Source organism: Halarcobacter ebronensis (genome assembly GCF_013201825.1).
GTDB lineage: Bacteria > Campylobacterota > Campylobacteria > Campylobacterales > Arcobacteraceae > Halarcobacter > Halarcobacter ebronensis.
Window position 1 is genome coordinate 2,631,782 of sequence record NZ_CP053836.1, and the last position, 19,369, is coordinate 2,651,150.

Here is a 19,369-nt window from a genome sequence, read left to right on the forward strand (position 1 = left end):
AGAGTTCTTCTAGTTTTTATATGCTATTACTTCCACTTCCACAAGTACATTTTTAGGAAGTGTTTTAACTGCAACCGTACTTCTAGCTGGAGCAGTTTCACCTTTAAAATATGTTCCATAAACTTCATTAAATGCAACAAAATCACCCATATCTGCTAAAAAACAAGTTGTTTTAAGTACATTTTCAAAAGAGCTTCCAGCCTCTTCTAATACAGCTTTTAGATTTTCCATTACCCTTGTGGTTTGCTCTTTAACTCCACCAGATACAACTTCCATAGTTTCTGGATCTAAGGCAATTTGACCAGAAGTAAATACTAACTTATCAAAAGATGTTGCTTGATTATATGGTCCTATTGCATCTGGCGCTTTTTTTGTTGAAATTATCTCTTTCATTTTATCCCTTTTTATTTATATATTTGATTCAAATTTAAAAAATTTATTATACTGCTATCTAACTTTTAATTGGAAAAAAAAGCTCAAAATCTTTCTTTAAGTGGGTTAATATCTCTTGATTTGATCTTTTTAAACCTTTAAATTCTAAAGCTGTTTTAACAATCTCTTTAGAGTAAGGAAATACACTCTCATCATTTAGATACTCTTGTACATCAACCCATTTAGCATCTTCAATCTCTTGGGTATCATTTATATCTATTTTACTACTTAAAGGTTTTGCTAAACACAATACATATAGATTTGATTTATGAAACTGATGGGGATAAAAGTGTCCCAATGAGATAATAGATTCAAATTCAACTTCAACTCCAGTTTCTTCAAAAACTTCCCTTTTTGCTGCAGTTGATATCATCTCACCATCATCAATATGACCCCCAGGGATTTTATATCCAACAACTGATATTTTCTCTTTTATTACAAGAATTTCATTTTTATCATTTATTGTTACAACTCCAACACCTAAAGTATGGTTTGCAGCAGTTGGGATAATAGCATCAGCTTTTAGTTTTTTTACAAGAAGTAAAAATTTTTCACTACAAGTATGAAAGAAAAAACCTTTTTTTGTGGCACTTGGTATTAACTGAGATTGGGAAATATCCATATAAATCCAAATGAGATTTCTTTTATTTTTAGTTTTTTCAATCAATAATTCTAGATTTTCTTCAAATATCTTTTTATCATCTGGTAAATCTTTCGAATCTATTGTTATTCCATTATATGGGTCTAAAACTGTTTTAAAGCATCCAATATTTTCTACCAAAACCAACCTTTTTATAAAATAATTAAATCTTTTAAAGAGTATGCAATATATAACATTAAAACTCCTATAGAGATATCTAATATTTTCCAAGTAAGGGGTTTTTTAAATAGTGGTATTAAAACCCTTGCTCCATATCCTAAAGTAACAAACCAAAGAGTTGAAGCTGTTGCACAACCTAATATAAAATAGATTTTATAAAAGCTTTCAATATTTGCACCAATCCCCCCTATTAGAAGAATAGTGTCTAAATAAGTATGTGGATTTAAGTAAGTAAATACAAAAAGAAGCGTTAAAACCTGTTTTAAAGGGTTTGTTTTTATCTTATCATCAATCTTCATTGATTGATTATTTAAAGCTGATTTAAAAGAGGTGTAAGCATAAAAACACAAAAAAACTATACCAAAAATTGCAATTGCATTTATAAAAAGCTGTTCACCTTTTATAAAAAAACCAAGCCCTAAAACTCCCAAACTAATAAGAAAAATATCAGATAAAACACAAAAAAGCACTGCCTTTGAGACATGTTGTCTTAAAAGTCCAAGTTTTAAAATATATGCATTTTGAGCCCCTATTGCAACAATTAGAGAAATTGCAATAATGAAGCCTTTTAAAAAGATTTCAAATTCCATTAGAGATAACTTTTAGTTAAATTTACTATTCCTGAGATTATAAATTGTACCGATAAAGCACCAACAATAAGCCCCATAAGTTTTGTAATAATATTTTGTCCTGTAACACCTAAATATTTTTTTATGTAAATTGAGTTTTTTAGGACCAGATAAAAAAGAAGTGCATTTATACAAAAAGATACTATCAAAGAGAATATCTCAACACTTGTTGAGAGCTGATTTTTAAAAATGATAATTGTAGTAAAAAGTCCTGTTCCAAAAGCAATTGGAATCCCTATTGGAATAATTGCCAACTCTTCATCATTTTTATTATTCTCATTTTTGCTTCTTTTTTCACTTCCTATTCCTCTAACCATTGTTATTGCCATAAGAAGAAGAATAATTCCACCCATAACTTTTAAAGAATCTTCATGAATACCAAAAAGTTTTAATATTAAATCACCTGTTATTAGAACAACAAAAAAAGCTATTAAGATTGTTGTTGTACTCTTTTTAGCAATAGTTGCAATTTGAGATTTAGTGATATTTGGACTTAAAAGAGATAGTGCAATTGCACTAACTCCTATTGGGTCCATAATAGCAAAAAGAGTTATTGTTTGCTGTAGAAAGTTTTGAAAAAGTTCCAATTAACTCATTCCACCTTTTGCTGCCATTCTTTTTTCAATTCTATGCCCAATAAAACTTAGAGTTGAAGTAATTGTTAAATATAAAAGTGCCACAACTATCCAAGTCTCAAAAGGAGAAAAGGTATTTGCAACAATCTCTTTACCAACTTTTGTTAAATCTGTAATAGAAATCACTGAAACTAAAGATGAATCTTTTACCAAAGCAATCATCTCTCCAACAAGTGTTGGAAGAGCTCTTTTAAAAGCTTGTGGCAAAATAATATATCTCATAGATTGAAATCTTGTAATACCTAAAGATGAAGCCGCCTCTTGTTGACCCTTGTCTATAGATTGGATTGCTCCTCTTAAAATCTCTGCCATATAAGCACCAAAGAAAATTCCAAGAGAGAGAACACCAGCTACAAATCTGTCCAATTCAAAAATATTTGCAATAATAAAATAGAATAGGAAAATTTGAACAAGAAGTGGAGTTCCCCTTACTATTGTAATATAAACAGTTGCAATATCTTTTAAGAATTGGTAAGAAGAGAGTTTCATAAAAGCTACAATAATACCTATAAAAAAGGTTAATATAGCAGCAAAAAAAGAGATTTTAAGTGTTGTCGAAAGTCCATTTAGAACTGGTCCTGCTCTTAGATTATCTTTTGTTGCAATATAATCACCTTCGTATACTTTTTCTCCAACTTTATAATCAAATGAAAAACTACTATCTAATTTTTTAAGTTCGACTTTTTCATCACCATCAACATAGTATTTATCATTTTCAAACAGTAGTTTTCCATTTATAGGTGCTTCAATTGTTGTTATTTCATGATATGCAAAATATTTAGGAACTGAATTCCACTTCCAAACATAATTCATATTTGAAGCAGCAGAGTAGAAGAAATACCCAACTAACAGGTAAAAAGTTAGAGCAATAAGATGCCCTAACTTTCTGTTTTGTGCTAAAGATTCTTTTCTAGCCATCTATTATTGAACTCTTTGTAACCAGTCAGTATCAACTAACCATTTTTTGTAAAGTTCATCAGAGAAACCAACAACTTTATCCTCTTGCATTTGACTTAAGAAGTTATTTAACCAGTTTAAGAAATCTGGATCACCTTTTCTAACAGCCCATCCTAATGGCTCATAAGTAAGTGGCGCATCTAAATGGATAAGTTTACCTTTCCCTTTGTCAGACATAAATAGTACGTTATAAGGTTGATCATAAATCATAGCATCTGCTTTACCGTTTAATACTTCAGAAGCTGCATCCGCTTCAGATTCAAATGTTATAATTTTTGCATTTTTGAAAAATTTTCTAGCAGCAACTTCACCAGTTACTCCAAGTTTTGTTACAATTGTATATTCAGGTTTATCTAAATCTTTTGCAGTTTTAATTTTACCCTCTAAAGATTTTTTCATCATCATTGTTTGACCTACAACAATATATGGGTTAGCAAAGTTGATTTTTAAGTTTCTTTCTTGAGTAATTGTCATACCAGACATGATAATATCACATTTACCAGTAACTAATGCTGCAATAATTCCATCCCATGCAGTTGGAAGAAGTTTTAGCTTAACTCCCATATCTTTTGCCATTTGTTTAGCAAAGTCAACATCATAACCAATAATTCTTCCTTTTTTATCTTTCATCTCAAAAGGCATATATCCTGGTTCCATACAAACTTGTAGTTCACCTCTCTCTAAAATCTGATTAAGAGTAGATTTTTTCCACAAGTTTATATCATCTGCAAAAAGAGTTGATGTAAACAACACGATAAACGCTAAAACTAATTTTTTCATTTTTTCTCCTATTATAAGATTAATTATTGTACTTTTTCTAACCAAGATGTATCTATAAACCATTTATCATAAAGTCTTTGATATGTATCTTGAACTTTATCCTCTTTAACTTGTCTTAAAAAGTTATTTAGCCAGTTTAAGAAATCAGGGTCTCCCTTTTTTATTGCAAAAGCTAAAGGTTCATATGTTAAAGGTTTATCCATATGAATAAGTTTATCTTTCCCTTTTGCATCCATAAACATTGCATTATAAGGTTGATCATTTATAAAAGCAACTGCCTTTTTATTTAAAACTTCAGCAACAGCTTCTGCTTCAGTATCAAAGGTATTTATCTGTGCATTTTTAAAGAACTTCCTTGCAACTATCTCTCCTGTTTGACCTAATTTTGCAGTAATTGTATACTTTGCATTATCAAGATCTTTTGCCTCTTTTATCTCATCTTTATAGTTTTTGTTTAAAAGAACTGTTTGACCTACAACTAAATATGGCTCTGAAAAATTGATTTTCAAATTTCTTTGTTGAGTTATTGTCATTCCTGCAATAATCACATCAAATTTATTTGTTAATAGTCCTGCAATAATTCCATCAAAAGCTGTTGGGATTATTTTAAGTTGAACTCCCATTGCTTTTGCCATCTCTTTTGCAAGATCAACATCATAACCAATAACTCTTCCTTTTTTATCTTTCATTTCAAAAGGCATGTAACCTGGTTCTAAACCAACTCTTAACTCGCCTCTTTCCAATATTTGGTTAAGTGTAGACTTTTTCCAAACATTTATATCATCTGCAAATAAAATATTTACACTAACAAGTAATGTAAATAGTAAAAATAGCTTTTTAATCATTTTATCTTATCCTAATGTGTTAAAATCTCTTTTAAGAAGTTTTTAGCTCTTTGGCTCTTTGGATTTGCAAAGAACTCTTCTGGTGAATTCTCTTCAACGATTACACCATGGTCCATAAATACAATTCTGTCACCAACTTCTTTAGCAAAACCCATCTCGTGAGTTACACAAACAATAGTATATTTTTCATGTGCTAAGTCTTTCATTACAGATAATACATCTCCAATAGTTTCAGGATCTAGGGCTGATGTAGGTTCATCAAAAAGGATTACCTTTGGTTTCATAGCTAAACTTCTTGCAATAGCAACTCTCTGTTTTTGTCCACCACTTAAATCGGCTGGATAAGCGTTTGCTTTGTTTTCCAATTTAACTTTTTTAAGAAGTTCCATTGCAATTTTTTTAGCTTCCTCTTTTTTAACCTTTTTAACTAAGCCAGGAGCTAATGTGATATTTTCTAATATTGTAAGATGTGGGAAAAGATTGAAGTGTTGAAATACCATTCCAACTTCACCTCTAATTGCTTGAAGACTCTTTCTACTCTCATTAATATCTATTCCATCAACAATAATTGTTCCAGAATCAATATCTTCTAAACCATTGATACATCTAATTAGTGTTGATTTCCCTGAGCCTGAAGGACCACAGACAACTACAATTTCACCTCTTTTTACATAAAAATTAATACCTTTTAAAACGTGAAAATCGTCATAAAATTTATCAATTTTGTTCATATTAATAATATTACTACTACTATCCATTATCTCTCTTTTTTTAGTCTAAACGATTATAATATAATAAATAGATTTAAACTTGTATATAAATGTGTAACAATTATACAATTTTTTAAAAACAGCAAGTTTAATTAACTAAGCTGTATAATTCGCAATATTTATTATAGGGAAGATAGGTGAATAGAAAAAAATTACTTGAATTTAGGGCAGATTTTCTACTTTTGACAGTTGCTATTGCTTGGGGTGTTACTTTTTTAATGGTTCAAGAAGCCATCAATACAGTTCCAGTCTATGCTTTTTTATTTTATAGGTTTTTATTCGCAACTATTTTAATGGCAATAATTGCTTACAAGTTTTATGACAAAATCAATAAACAAACCATCTTTTATGGTTTTATCCTTGGAAGTTTTCTCTTTTTTGCTTTTGCAACACAAACTTTTGGACTTTCTCATACAAAAAGTTCTATTGTTGCATTTATAACAGGACTAAATGTAATCTTAGTTCCTTTTTTTGCTTATGTAATATTTAAAGATCATGTAAGAAGAATGGTGTTTATAGGTTCGATTATTGCTGTTGTAGGATTATATTTATTAACAATGAGTGGAGAGTTAACCATAGGTTATGGTGAATTTTTATCACTAATTTGTTCTGCACTATTTGCACTACAAATCCTTTTTACAGATAAATACTCAAAAAGAGTAAATGTTTTTATGCTTGTGCTTTTTCAATTTCTAACTGTAACAATCTATTCACTGATTTTCTCTTTGAGTTTAGATGATGTTACATTTAATATCTCAATAAACAACTCATTTTTGAAAGCTGTAATTGTAACTTCAATTTTTGCCACTGTTTATGCCTTTTTAATTCAAACTTATATGCAACAATTTACAACCCCAACAAAAACAGCAATTATTTTTGCAATGGAACCTGTAAGTGCAGGAGTTTATGGCTATTTTGTAGGGAATGAAATATTAACTTCTATACAAGTTTTTGGTGCTACTTTAATTATAATTGCAGTATTACTTGCTGAAATAAAACTAAAAAAAGAGTAAAACTAAAATAGAAAAATCTATTTTAGTTTTAAATTTAAAAATCTACTTTTTTACCTGTAAAGGTGCAAATAAATAACTCTCTCATTGTTGCATCATCTATTTTTCTTGGATTTGATCCCGTACAAGCATCAAGCACTGCATTATGTGCAATAAAATCTAAATGTTCTTCAAATTCCTTTTCATCTATTCCATACTCTTTCATTGAATGTGGAATATTTAATTTATCATTCAATCCATCAATAAAATCAATATAAGAATCAACTAATTCTTTTGAAGTTTCACCTTCCAATTTTAAAGATTTTGCAATATCAGCATATCTATCTTCACAAGCTTTTCTGTTATAAGAGATAACATAAGGTAAAAATATTGCATTCGCACAACCATGAGGAATACCAAAAACTGCACCAACTTTATGTGCCATTGAGTGTGTAATTCCAAGTAAAGCATTGGTAAATGCCATACCTGCTAAACATTGTGCTTCATGCATCAACTCTTTTGCTTTTTCATCACCATTATAAGAATCAATTAATGTATCTTTTATCATTTGAAGTGATTTTATAGCTAAAGGATCTGAAAAATTACTATGAAGTGCAGCAACATATGCTTCTGTTGCATGGGTTAAAGCATCCATTCCCGTATGAGCAACTAATTTTTGAGGCATTGTTTTTGCTATATTTGGATCAACTATTGCAATATCAGGAGTGATATTAAAATCTGCCATAGGATATTTAATTTTTTCTTTATAATCTGTAATAACTGAAAAAGCTGTAACTTCCGTTGCTGTACCACTTGTAGAAGGGATAGCAACAAATATAGCTTTTTGTCTTAAAGTTGGCAGATTAAAAGGGATAACTGCTTCTTTAAAAGTAAAATCTGGATATTCATAAAAAATCCACATTGCTTTTGCAGCATCAATAGCTGAACCTCCTCCCATTGATACTATAATATCTGGTTCAAATTCAAGCATTTTTTTTGCACCATCCATAACTGTATCTACTCCAGGGTCTGGTTCAATACCCTCAATAGTTTGAACTTCTAAATTTGCCTCTTTTAGATAAGAGATTGCTTTATCTAAAAAACCAAATTTTTTCATTGAATTTCCACCAACAATTAAGATTGCTTTTTTACCTTTTAAATTTTTTAATTCTTCTAAAGAACCTGCACCATGATAAATATCTCTTGGTAATGTAAAACGAGCCATAACATATTCCTTTATTTTATATTTATAATTTATATTAATCCCTTCTCACTTAAATACTCTTTTTAAATAGCTAATTTTTTTGTAAAAATATTAAAAAAAATATAAATGCTTTTTTATTGCAACGATTAAGGTATATAATTTCCCATACCTTGTTCAAGGAGATATGCATGAAAAAATTTTTATATATTACTGATCAGGATGAGTACACAGATCACAGTTTTATAGGGCCTTTATTTGAAAAATATCTGCAAGAGCATTTTGATGTAAATATCATATATTTTAGTCAGTTCAAAGCAGAATTTGAAAAAAAAGATGAAACAAGATTTGTTTTACCAATTGCATGTAAAGCAAAAGTTATAAAAGAGTTAAAAAATTCTGGTATTGATCTCTCTTCTTACTCTTATGTATTTGTAAGAAATAGTGGAGAGATATTAAAAGATGTATTAGCTAATAGCAAAGTTTACGACTACAAAGTTGGATATAGACTCTCTTTTCCAAAAAGAAGAGCCAAAATGCAAGTTGATTCTGCAAATAACAAAGGCTCATTTTTAAAATATCTAAATAATACTTTAACAACTTTTTCAGAGACCAAACTAATAAATCAGTGTGACCTTTTTCTTCCAAGCTCTAAGCAGATGCAAGAAGAGTATTTTTCTGATGTAAAAACAAGAACATATATTTGTCCTCCAGCGATTGACCCTGAGATTCTGCATGAAAATATTCAACATGAAAGCAGTGAAAAAAGATTTTTTTACGCTGGAACACTGGATAAGTTGCGAGAGTTTGAGACAGTTTTAGAGGCTTTTGACTCTTTGCATAGCAGTGATTGGAGTTTAACAATTTCAACAAAAGACCCAGAATATGCAAAAGAGGTAATAGATAGTTTTGAAAATCTAAAAGATAGAGTAAAAATTCAAAATGCAAAAACAAAAGATGAACTTTTGGATTTAATTGCAAAAGCTGATATTGGAGTTTCAATACTACCTGATATTCCACTATTTAACACCTCTACTCCTGTTAAAATTATGGATTATTACTCATCTGCTGTTCCTTGTATTATGACAGATAATGCAAACAATAGTGAGATTTTCCAAAAAGATAGAGATGCTTGGTTTTGTGAATTTAATAAAAATGCCATAAAAGAGAAACTTGAATATATCTTAGATCTTCCAAAAGAGGAAGTTGCGCAAGTTGGAATAAATGGTCAAAATAGACTTTTAGATGTAAGAAACTATAAAAGAATTGCAGCAGACCTAGCCCATCAATTAAATATTTTATAGAAGAGATTTTCTTCTATAAAAGTTTCAAGAAAATAACAACTTTTTAGCAAAGTACATATATAATTGCGTTTTAAAATAGACTACCAACAAATAACAATATCTCACCTCTTTTGTTTGTTAAGTTTATTCAAAAAACAAATCAATCACTATTTAAAGAATAACTATGAATTACGTTGGATTTTTACTTTTAACCTTTGCAATGTTTATATGGGGAAGCTCTTTTATCGCCCTAAAAATAGCGATGATAGATATGCAAGCTTTTTCAGTAATATTTTTTAGAATGCTTATTGCTTCTTTGTGTTTTTTGTACTTTATAAAGGATTTTATGAAGTTCAATTTCACTAAAAGAAATATCAAATTTCTTATTTTGTTGGCATTCTTTGAGCCTTGTCTCTATTTTATTTTTGAAGCAAAAGCTCTTCAATTAACTTCTGTTTCTCAAGCTGGGATGATTACCTCATTACTTCCAATTATTGTTGGTGTAGCTGCTGGATTTTTTTTAAAAGAGAAAATAACATTTAGACTGCTTTTGGGTTCATTTATTGCTCTTTTAGGAACTGTAATTTTAAGCTCAAACGCAACAGCTTCACAAAGTGCACCAAACCCAATATTGGGTAATTTTCTTGAATTTTTAGCTATGGCATGTGGGGCTGGATATACAATTGTTGCAAGATATTTGACAAAAGAGTTTTCTGCTCTTTTTATTACAGCTTTTCAAGTATTTATTGGAACAATATTCTTTTTCCCAATTTTTATTTATGAGTTCTCAACTAACGATATTAATTTTACACTAAACTCAGTTTTAGCTCTATTTTATTTAGGTGTTGTTGTAACCCTTGCAGGGTATGGACTTTATAACTATGCTTTAACAAAAGTTGAAGCTTCAAAAGCTGCTATTTTTATATATCTAATTCCTGTATTTGCTCTAGTTTTGGCAAATCTAATTTTAGATGAAAAAGTCTCTTTTGTTGAGCTTTTAGCTTCTTTTATAATTTTATTTGGTGTTTTTGTAAGTGAATTTAAAATAAAAAAACTAAAAAGGAAAAGAGCTTAAAGCTCTTTTTCCCAAGAGATTATAGCCCAAAGGTTATAATCCTCTTTTTTTGTTAAGTCAGTACTATCAAAATATTTTTCTAGTCTTTCTCTCTCTTCGTCACTTATACCATCTAAACTCCAAGAGACAGACTCAATAAATTTCTCTTTTGAACTATAAAATTTATTTTGCCCTTCACTTTTGATAAAACTAACACTTGCGTTTATTCCCATTTGGAAAAGGATATTAACCAAATATATATAATCTGGTTTTTGTATTATTTCCCTATTAAGTACTCTTAATATCTCTTCAGGAATAAAATACCCTCCAACTCTATATGAAATTACAACTTTTTTGTTGGCTTTTTCATCTAGTTTTGCTAAAGCTTTTTGCATATTTTTTACTTCCAAAGATCTTGAAGCCACCACTAAATCTGCATTTGGCACCTCATCCCAAGGGTCAAACCAAGAGTTTTTTATAAGTTCAATATTTGTAATATTTTTATTATTCATATTCTCTTTTAGAAGTTCAAGCATTGCATCAGAGTAATCAAGAGCATAAACTTTGTCTACTTTTTCTGCAAATTTTAAAGAGAGGTTTCCCACGCCACATCCAACATCTAAAACTGTTGAGATGCCATCTAAATTTATTAGCTCTAAAAACTTATCATTGTAGATTGATTTATGAACTTTTTCATTCATACTCTGTGCTTTTTTATCCCAATCTTTGCTTTTTTTAGCTTTGAATGAGGTTATCTCTTTTTGAATTTTGTATAACTCATTAAAATCTATATCTTCATAAAACAAAATTAATCCTTTTTCTCTTCTTTGCTCCAATACCCTGCAATAATTGAACCAGAGATATTGTGCCAAATACTAAAAATCGCGCCTGGTAGCGCACTAAGAGCTGTAAAATATTTCATTGCCAAAACTACAGCCAATCCAGAATTTTGCATTCCAACTTCTATTGCAACCGTTTTTGCCTCTATTTGATTAAATCCCAATTTTTTTGTTATGTAAAAACCACTTACTAATCCTATCAAATTATGTAAAATAATTGATAACATTAAAGAACTTGCAATTGAAGATACCTTCTCTTGATTTATTCCTATAATTATTCCTATAATAAAAACTATTGAAACAATTGACAAAAAAGCAAAAATATCGTGGCTTTTTTTAATATATTTATCAAAAATTTGATTTAAAACTAATCCTGCAACAACTGGCAAAAATACTATTTTAAATATACTATACAACATATCCAAAGCAGGTACAGGAACAGTTTGTCCAACATAAAGAAGAGTTAAATAAGGAGTTACAACTATAGATAAAAGAGTAGAAACAACAGTCATTGTAATTGATAAAGCAACATCAGCTTTTGCTAAATATGCGATTACATTTGAAGCTGTTCCTCCTGAAACAGCACCAACTAATACCATTCCTATTAGAAGTTCTTCTGATAGATTAAAGATTTTAGAGACCACAAAGGCTGCAAAGGGCATTATTAGAAACTGTAAAGAGACTGCAAGTGCTACTATCTTTGGTCTTTTAAGTACTCTTTTAAAATCAGAAATTTTCAAAGTTATTCCCATACAAAACATTATTAGAATCAAAAGGGGGATAATCCAACCTTTTAAATCTACTACGCTATTAGGATAACTATATGTAAAAATAGAAAATAAAATAGCCCATATAGGGAAAAAACTCGAAATCTTTTTAATCATAACTCTCTACTTAAATTTTTTAATGCAGGAAGAGGAGATATGAGGTAAACCCCTCATATCTTATTGTTGTTGCATCATACCTTTCCCATAACCTTTTGGGCCATTTGGTCTGTTTTGCATCATTGTATTTTGACCTTTTAGTAACTCTGTTTCAGTTAGTTTTCCATCACCATTAGTATCAAAGTATTTAAAATCAGGAGAATTACCAACATTTCTCATTGGCATACCTTGATCAACTTTTTGTTGAATTCTTTGTGCTCTTATATCATAAAACTCTTGTTCAGAGATTACTCCATCACCATTTGCATCATATACTGAAAAAGCAATAGGTCCTCTTGCAGGTAGATTTGCTGCATTTACTGATATCGACAACATCAACAAAGAACTAAATGCCGTAATTAAAAAGCCAGATATTTTTACTAAACTTTTCATAACGTCCTCCTTCTTTTGGTGCAAATATTATACTCCTATTTACATATAAAACAAAATTGTAGATTTTATTACGGTAATAAAAGATATCAAATAGCATGGTTGATATAAATAAAGAGATTAGATTAAAGATTATAGAATTTAAATAATATTCTTGTAATATATTTGCAAATATTATATTTAAAGAGTTATTATGGAATTAGTTTATTTATGGGTTGAAGAGTATAAAAATATATATCATCAAGGGTTTAATTTTTCTCCTAGATTTGAGTGTAAATTTAAAGATAAGTATGACGAAAATGGAAGATTAAAAGGCAATTGTGAATTAATTATTGAAGAAAATAAAAATTATATAAGTATTTTCCCTGAGAATATAAATGTTACTGCTATTATTGGTGAAAATGGGAGTGGGAAAAGTAGTGTTCTTGAAATTATATTTAATTTTCTCTATAATGAAGCAACTTTAAATGTTAATTTTTTTCTATTATATCAAAATGACAATACTAAATATTTATATCAAAATAAAATAACCGTTAAAAAAACTAATGAGTTTAACTACCATCATCTTAATAATGATATATTTAAGAAGTTTTCTAATTTTATTAGTGCCTATATCAATAATGTTGATAATGAATTTGAATCAAAAGAAAATTTACCGAAACAATTATTTGTAGATAATAATAAACTTGATATTAATTTTAATTCTAAAATAATTCTATCTAATTATTTAGAAGATAAAAATACATATTTTAAAGGGAGTATAAATAAATTTTTTATACCAAATAAAGTACAAATAAAATTAAAATACATAAAATTGAACGAAGATGAAACAATCAATGATAAATATAATCTAAATGGCAACTATACAGCTGAAAGTTTAGAAAAAATCAAAAAAACAAGAGAAGACATAAAAGAAAATTTAGAAAATAAAAATTATAAAAAATTCATAGAAAATATAGAAAATTTTATGAGTCAAAAAAGAGATTTTGTAAGAGTAGGACATAATTTTAGTAATGGTTTTGGTAAGAATGGTAATTTTTATAATAATGATAATCTAGCAAGTAAGTATAAATGTAAAGAAATGTTAGAAAAACATAAAGAAATCATTAAAGGATTAAAAGATAAAAATATACCTTCAGGAGTTTTTTATGAATGGGATATTGATGAAATAACTAAAGATATTTATAATTTTATTGATGATTTTCCAACACTACTTTTTGATATAGAACTTTATGATGGTAAAAAATCATTTCAAACATTAAGTTTTGGAGAGAGGCAACTTTTAATTCAATTAAATAAAATTTTACACTATGCACAAAAATTAGATGTTATTGAGGATGGACATAACAAACCTAATCATATTGAAAAGGTTTTAATTTTGTTAGATGAGTTTGAAGTTGGATTACATCCAAATTGGCAAAAATACTTTGTAAGTTATCTTGTTTACTTTTTAAAAGAAATTAAGAATAAAAACTTTCAAATTATTTTTACTTCACACTCTCCATTTATACTTTCAGACTTACCAAAAGATAATGTAGTATTTTTAAAAAAAGATGAAGAAAATGGAAACTGTATAAATGATACGAATAATGTAGATATAAATCCATTTGGAGCAAATATACATACGTTACTTTCCCATGGTTTTTTTATGCAAGATGGGCTTATGGGTGAGTTTGCAAAAAATAAAATTTCAAAAATATTGAAATTTTTAAATGGGGAGAATAAATTTATTGATTTAGAAGTTAAATTTTTACCTCCACTAAAAGTGGAACATAACTTTTTTGAAAAAAATTTAAAACCTATTATTGGGTTTATTGGAGAAGATTTTTTAAAAGAAAAACTTTTAAGAATGTATGAAATTAAATTTCCAAAATCTAATGAAGCAAAAATAAAAGAATTAGAAAATGAAATAAAAAGATTAAAAAATGCTTCAAATTAAATTTAATAAAACACTTTTTGATATGCATATAGATAAAACATTGCATAAAATAAAAGAATTATTTGAAAATATAGATGATTCAGATTTAAAACAAATCGATAAAGAGTGCTTAAGTTATATAAAAGATAATTTAAAAGATATTTTAGAAGCTAATAACTCTAAAATGAAAGAATATATAAAATATTTTGAAAAAAATTTTCCTAATAGCATAGGAAAAAAGGATACAAAAAAAGAAGATTGGAAAAGAATATATAAAATACTAAGAAATGATATTTTCGGAAAAGAGTATGACAATTGGACAAAAAGAACAACATATGGTGCATATAAATTTGTTCAAGATTTGAATTTAAAATCTTGTCCTTATTGCAATAGAAATTATACTTTTGTAATAGATGAAGAAAATGGAAAGTTAAGACCTGAGATAGACCACTTTTATCCAAAGTCAATTTACCCTTTTTTAGCAATGAGTTTCTATAATCTTATACCAAGTTGTTCTATCTGTAACCATACAAAAAAAGAAAAAATAGATTTAGACTTAATTAATCCATATGAAATAAAAGAAAATGATTTTAAACTAACTTACACACCAAATGATATTAATTTTTTTAATATTGAAAAGGAAAGATATGATTTTGATAGTTTTGAAATAGATTTTGTATCAGCAAATAAAAATATAGAAACATTTAAATTAAAAGAGTTATACAAACAACATAAAGATATTGTTTTAGAGCTTTTAATAAAAAAAGCCTATTATCCAAAAAGTTATATAGAAGAATTAAAAAGTTTTGGCTTTGCTGAAGATGAGATTTATAGATATTTACTTGGTAATTATAAAAAAGATGAAGACTTACACAAACGCCCTCTTTCAAAACTTATAAAAGATATAAGTGAAGAGTTGGAGTTGATTTGATACTTATAAATAAATATGCAAAAGCATATTTATTTACTAAATGCTACTTTTAACCCAAGGGCTATTAAAACTGTACCGATTGCTCTATTAAACCATTTACCAAAAGAGTTTAAAAAATTTCTAACACTTTTTTGACTTAATATAAAAGATAAAGCGATAAACCAAAAAGCTGTTTCAAAAATACAAAAAATTCCATAAAAACTTTGGATATATAAAGGTGTATCAACACTTATTACAACAGAAAACATAGATAAAAAAAACATTGTTGCCTTTGGATTTAAAGCATTACATAAAAATCCCAATCTAAAAGCTTTAAAATCACTTATCTGTTTATTTATAAGATGTTTATTATTTTCAAATTTTATAGGTTTTGCTTTTAGGGTATGGTATCCAATATATATCAAATATGCTGCACCTAAAAATTTTATAAGATTAAAAAGAATTATAGATTTTGAGATAATAAGCCCTATTCCAAGAACAGAATAGATAATATGTACAGAGATTCCCATGGCTATACCTATACTTGTAAAAATTGAAGCTCTTCTTCCATAGGTAACACTTTGTTTTAAAATCATTGCAAAATCAGGTCCTGGTGATAAAAGTGCTAAAAACATTGCCCCTGCTAATATTATAAATTGATGTAAATATAAAGCGTTATCCATATTAATTCCTTTTTTGTCCTGGCTTTGGTTGAGTTACTTGTTTTTGCATCTCTACACTTAAATTATGAAAAAAAAGTTCTCCATAATCAGTTGTTCTATTTATCTCTTCATAAGCTTGGGCTAAAGTGTTATTATATTTAACTGCATCTTGTAAAATTTTTATAATCTTAACTGATTCTAAAAAATTCACATGACTTGGTGCTTCAACAGGAGAAGAGTAATATTTATGCATCCTTTCAACTAGATTTTTATTTCTAATCTCAATAAAAACTGACTCAATAGGGGATTTAAAAAAGAGTATCTTTTGTTTTACATTTATAGAGATATAAGTTGTCTCCATCCCATAAATTTTCCTTGAAAAAGAGTCAAATAAAAAAAGCTTTTTATTGTAGTTATTATTAAAAAGTTCATAAATAAGCTCTAATATCTTTATCTTCTCCTCTTTTGTATAGAAGTTTCCAATAGAGGCAAAACAGAAACTAAGAACTGATTTAATAGAGTACCACTCAGTTGTATCATAATCATACTTTAGCATCTGCTCAATTCTTAGCTGTTTTAACTCCTCTATATCATTAGAAATTCTTGTTCTATATACTCTTTTTACTGCTGTATCCCTATACATAGGACCAGGAAATTGAGACTGAATAACAAATCTTCTGTTTTTTTCAAGCTCCATTATATATTTAAGTCTTCCATGATAATCTTCATCAATAATTCTTACCTCTTTTTGGGGTATTTGTGTTATTGATTTTATAAATTCTTCTCCACTACAACCCTCTTCCCAAATAAAATCTGGATACCTAAAGATTTGACAGATTCTATTTTTTACCTCTTCATTTGGTTCTATATCAGATACACTATCTATCCATGAAGTAACAGTTCTTCTGTCCTTTTGGATTAATGAAGCAAATTTAGATATACTAAGGTTTGAACGTTTAAAAATCTCTATAAATTTTTCTATTCCATTTTTATATGTCATCTACCTATCCTATGTAAAATTTATGTATTGTACCATTTCAATACATAAGAACAGATATTGTACATTTTTATAATTTTTTCCAAAAAGTTGTTTTTTTAAAAAAGAAACTATACACTGTAGTAAAACTTTTATGCAGTATAATTTAAATCCATTAAATATAAGAAGGATTTTTATGAGCGCAGGAAAAAGATTTAGAGAAGCACTTAAAGAAGAATCTCCACTACAAATTGTAGGAACAATCAATGCTTATCAAGCATTACAAGCTACAAAAGTAGGATTCAAAGCAATCTATCTTTCAGGTGGAGGGATTGCAAACGCATCATATGGTTTACCAGATTTAGGTATGACTATGATAGAAGATGTTTGTATTGATATTAGAAGAGTTACATCTATTTGTGACACACCGCTAATTGTAGATGCAGATACAGGTTGGGGACACGCTTTTAATGTTGCTAGAACTGTAAAAGAGTTTATTAGATCTGGTGCTGCTGGACTTCATATAGAAGATCAAGTTGCTGCAAAAAGATGTGGACATAGACCAAATAAAGAGTTAGTATCAACAGAAGAGATGTGTGATAGAATCAGAGCTGCTGTTGATGCTAAAATGGATCTTGATCCAGATTTTTATATTATTGCTAGAACAGATGCACACGCAAGTGAAGGGCAACAAGCTGCAATTGATAGAGCTTTAGCTTATGTTGAAGCAGGAGCAGATGCAATTTTTGCTGAAGCTGTTCATACTCTAAAAGAGTACAAAGAGTTTACTCAAGCTGTGAAAGTACCTGTGTTGGCAAACATTACTGAGTTTGGAGCTACTCCAATGTTTACAGTAGATGAATTAGGTTCAGTTGGAATCTCTATGGTTCTTTATCCTCTATCAGCATTTAGAGCAATGAACAAAGCTGCACTAAATGTATATCAAGAGTTAAGAGAAAAAGGTACTCAAGAGGGTGTTCTTGATACTATGCAAACAAGAATGGAACTATATGATATGTTAGGATACCATGATTATGAGCAAAAAATGGACCAACTATTTGCTAAGGGAAAAGCAAAATAATTAATTATAAAATTATAATTTACATTGAAAAAAAGTAAAAACTAGGGAATACTTTACAAAAGGAGAAAATTATGAGTACGACTACAGGATTTAAACCAAAAAAATCAGTTGCATTGTCAGGACACGCAGCAGGTAACACTGCAATTTGTACAGTAGGTAAAAGTGGAAATGACCTTCACTATAGAGGTTATGATATTTTAGAATTCGCAAATCAAGCAGAGTTTGAAGAGATTGCATACCTAATTGTTCATGAAAAATTACCAAATAAAGCAGAACTTGCAGCATATAAAGCAAAACTAAAAAGTCTTAGAGATATTCCACAAGGGGTTAAAGTTGCCCTTGAGCAACTTCCAAAAACAGCTCACCCAATGGATGTTATGAGAACAGGATGTTCAGTTTTAGGTGCAATTATGTCAGAAGATGAGTCTCACCCAAAAGAGGGAGCACAAAATATTATTGATAAACTTCTAGCATGTTTTGGTTCAATTTTAACTTACTGGTACCACTTCGCTTATAATGGAAAAAGAATTGATGTAGTAACTGATGATGACTCAGTAGGTGGGCACTTCTTACACCTATTACATGGTGAAAAACCAAGAGAGTCTTGGGTTAAAGCTATGCACGTATCACTAATCCTTTATGCAGAACATGAGTTCAATGCTTCTACATTTACTTCAAGGGTAATCTCTGGAACAAATTCAGATATGTTCTCTTGTATCACTGGTGCAATTGGAGCTCTAAGAGGTCCAAAACATGGTGGAGCAAACGAAGTAGCATTTAGAATTCAAGAGAGATATTCAAGTGCTGATGAAGCAGAAAAAGATATCAAAGAGAGAATGGCAAGAAAAGAGATTATTATTGGATTTGGACACCCAGTTTATACTATTTGTGACCCAAGAAACGTAGTAATCAAAAAGGTTGCAAAAGATCTATCTGAAGAAAACAACGATATGTTGATGTATGATGTAGCTGAAAGAATTGAATCAGTAATGTGGGAAGAGAAAAAAATGTTCCCAAATCTTGACTGGTTCTCAGCTGTTTCATATAACCAAATGGGAATTCCGACAGATATGTTTACTCCAATCTTTATTATTTCAAGGGTAACAGGATGGGGAGCTCACGCAATTGAGCAAAGAGAAGATGGAAAAATTATTAGACCATCAGCAAACTATACAGGTCCTGAAAACTTAAAATTCGTTCCGTTAGCAGAGAGAGAGTAAGAGTTATTACTCAATATGTAAAAGCCATCAAGTCTTTGATGGCTTTTTTTTACAA

Annotated in this window: 21 protein-coding genes; 7 read left to right on the plus strand and 14 right to left on the minus strand. The window is 28.8% G+C overall.

Annotated elements, in window-relative coordinates; genetic code table 11:
• Nucleotides 1-9: 9 nt before the first annotated feature.
• Genes AEBR_RS12975 through AEBR_RS13010 form a run of 8 tightly spaced genes read right to left on the minus strand, consistent with a single transcriptional unit; the run spans nt 10 to nt 5,838 of the window.
• Nucleotides 10-393 (minus strand): RidA family protein, encoded by a 384-nt coding sequence (locus tag AEBR_RS12975; RefSeq protein ID WP_129088208.1) that lies wholly within the window; start codon nt 391-393, stop codon nt 10-12.
• Nucleotides 394-451: 58 nt separating this feature from the next.
• Complete coding sequence (locus AEBR_RS12980) at nt 452-1,213, minus strand: NUDIX hydrolase (RefSeq protein ID WP_228712206.1); 762 nt, start codon at nt 1,211-1,213, stop codon at nt 452-454.
• Nucleotides 1,214-1,224: 11 nt separating this feature from the next.
• Nucleotides 1,225-1,842: a LysE/ArgO family amino acid transporter gene (locus AEBR_RS12985; protein WP_129088206.1), complete on the minus strand. Its 618-nt coding sequence runs from the start codon at nt 1,840-1,842 to the stop codon at nt 1,225-1,227.
• Nucleotides 1,842-2,468, minus strand: a complete 627-nt coding sequence (locus AEBR_RS12990; RefSeq protein ID WP_129088205.1) for a MarC family protein — start codon at nt 2,466-2,468, stop codon at nt 1,842-1,844. Before AEBR_RS12990 ends, AEBR_RS12985 begins: the two co-directional genes overlap by 1 nt.
• Nucleotides 2,469-3,434 (minus strand): amino acid ABC transporter permease, encoded by a 966-nt coding sequence (locus AEBR_RS12995; protein ID WP_129088204.1) that lies wholly within the window; start codon nt 3,432-3,434, stop codon nt 2,469-2,471.
• A gap of 3 nt (nt 3,435-3,437) precedes the next feature.
• Nucleotides 3,438-4,253, minus strand: coding sequence for a transporter substrate-binding domain-containing protein (locus AEBR_RS13000; RefSeq protein ID WP_129088203.1), 816 nt, complete (start codon nt 4,251-4,253; stop codon nt 3,438-3,440).
• 23 nt (nt 4,254-4,276) lie between these two features.
• Entirely contained in the window at nt 4,277-5,098 is an 822-nt protein-coding gene (locus AEBR_RS13005; RefSeq protein ID WP_228712037.1) for a transporter substrate-binding domain-containing protein, read from the minus strand.
• A gap of 11 nt (nt 5,099-5,109) precedes the next feature.
• Nucleotides 5,110-5,838: an amino acid ABC transporter ATP-binding protein gene (locus AEBR_RS13010; RefSeq protein ID WP_420370944.1), complete on the minus strand. Its 729-nt coding sequence runs from the start codon at nt 5,836-5,838 to the stop codon at nt 5,110-5,112.
• Between the two features lie 167 nt (nt 5,839-6,005).
• On the opposite strand from AEBR_RS13010, the gene AEBR_RS13015 reads away from it, so the two are divergent.
• On the plus strand, nt 6,006-6,881 hold the full coding sequence (locus AEBR_RS13015; RefSeq protein WP_228712205.1) for a DMT family transporter: 876 nt from the start codon (nt 6,006-6,008) through the stop codon (nt 6,879-6,881).
• 34 nt (nt 6,882-6,915) lie between these two features.
• Here the strand turns inward: AEBR_RS13015 and AEBR_RS13020 are convergent, their stop codons facing one another.
• Nucleotides 6,916-8,082, minus strand: a complete 1,167-nt coding sequence (locus tag AEBR_RS13020) for an iron-containing alcohol dehydrogenase (protein ID WP_129088201.1) — start codon at nt 8,080-8,082, stop codon at nt 6,916-6,918.
• A 167-nt stretch (nt 8,083-8,249) separates the two neighbouring features.
• On the opposite strand from AEBR_RS13020, the gene AEBR_RS13025 reads away from it, so the two are divergent.
• Together AEBR_RS13025 and AEBR_RS13030 are read left to right on the plus strand one after the other, a co-directional pair.
• Entirely contained in the window at nt 8,250-9,362 is a 1,113-nt protein-coding gene (locus tag AEBR_RS13025; RefSeq protein ID WP_128983671.1) for a glycosyltransferase, read from the plus strand.
• A 163-nt stretch (nt 9,363-9,525) separates the two neighbouring features.
• On the plus strand, nt 9,526-10,416 hold the full coding sequence (locus tag AEBR_RS13030; protein WP_129088200.1) for a DMT family transporter: 891 nt from the start codon (nt 9,526-9,528) through the stop codon (nt 10,414-10,416).
• Here AEBR_RS13030 and AEBR_RS13035 read toward each other — a convergent pair.
• The 3 genes from AEBR_RS13035 to AEBR_RS13045 are packed head-to-tail and all read right to left on the minus strand — an operon-like array spanning nt 10,413 to nt 12,550.
• On the minus strand, nt 10,413-11,201 hold the full coding sequence (locus AEBR_RS13035; RefSeq protein WP_228712204.1) for a class I SAM-dependent methyltransferase: 789 nt from the start codon (nt 11,199-11,201) through the stop codon (nt 10,413-10,415). The genes AEBR_RS13030 and AEBR_RS13035 overlap by 4 nt on opposite strands.
• Nucleotides 11,202-11,203: 2 nt before the next feature.
• Complete coding sequence (locus tag AEBR_RS13040) at nt 11,204-12,118, minus strand: bile acid:sodium symporter family protein (RefSeq protein ID WP_129088198.1); 915 nt, start codon at nt 12,116-12,118, stop codon at nt 11,204-11,206.
• A gap of 60 nt (nt 12,119-12,178) precedes the next feature.
• On the minus strand, nt 12,179-12,550 hold the full coding sequence (locus AEBR_RS13045; protein ID WP_228712203.1) for an EF-hand domain-containing protein: 372 nt from the start codon (nt 12,548-12,550) through the stop codon (nt 12,179-12,181).
• Nucleotides 12,551-12,740: 190 nt separating this feature from the next.
• Between AEBR_RS13045 and AEBR_RS13050 the strand changes: the two genes are divergently transcribed.
• Both AEBR_RS13050 and AEBR_RS13055 read left to right on the plus strand, forming a co-directional pair.
• Nucleotides 12,741-14,486, plus strand: a complete 1,746-nt coding sequence (locus AEBR_RS13050; RefSeq protein ID WP_129088197.1) for an AAA family ATPase — start codon at nt 12,741-12,743, stop codon at nt 14,484-14,486.
• Nucleotides 14,473-15,396 (plus strand): hypothetical protein, encoded by a 924-nt coding sequence (locus AEBR_RS13055; protein WP_129088196.1) that lies wholly within the window; start codon nt 14,473-14,475, stop codon nt 15,394-15,396. Before AEBR_RS13050 ends, AEBR_RS13055 begins: the two co-directional genes overlap by 14 nt.
• A gap of 29 nt (nt 15,397-15,425) precedes the next feature.
• Here AEBR_RS13055 and AEBR_RS13060 read toward each other — a convergent pair whose 3' ends face one another.
• Together AEBR_RS13060 and AEBR_RS13065 are read right to left on the minus strand one after the other, a co-directional pair.
• A complete protein-coding gene (locus AEBR_RS13060) occupies nt 15,426-16,058 on the minus strand; it encodes a LysE family translocator (protein WP_129088195.1) in 633 nt (210 codons plus the stop codon).
• A 1-nt stretch (nt 16,059) separates the two neighbouring features.
• Nucleotides 16,060-17,037, minus strand: a complete 978-nt coding sequence (locus tag AEBR_RS13065) for a hypothetical protein (protein ID WP_129088194.1) — start codon at nt 17,035-17,037, stop codon at nt 16,060-16,062.
• Nucleotides 17,038-17,209: 172 nt separating this feature from the next.
• Between AEBR_RS13065 and prpB the strand changes: the two genes are divergently transcribed.
• Together prpB and prpC are read left to right on the plus strand one after the other, a co-directional pair.
• Nucleotides 17,210-18,094: a methylisocitrate lyase gene (gene prpB, locus AEBR_RS13070; protein ID WP_129088193.1), complete on the plus strand. Its 885-nt coding sequence runs from the start codon at nt 17,210-17,212 to the stop codon at nt 18,092-18,094.
• Between the two features lie 71 nt (nt 18,095-18,165).
• A complete protein-coding gene (prpC, locus tag AEBR_RS13075; protein WP_129088192.1) occupies nt 18,166-19,314 on the plus strand; it encodes a bifunctional 2-methylcitrate synthase/citrate synthase in 1,149 nt (382 codons plus the stop codon).
• The last annotated feature ends 55 nt before the right edge of the window (nt 19,315-19,369 follow it).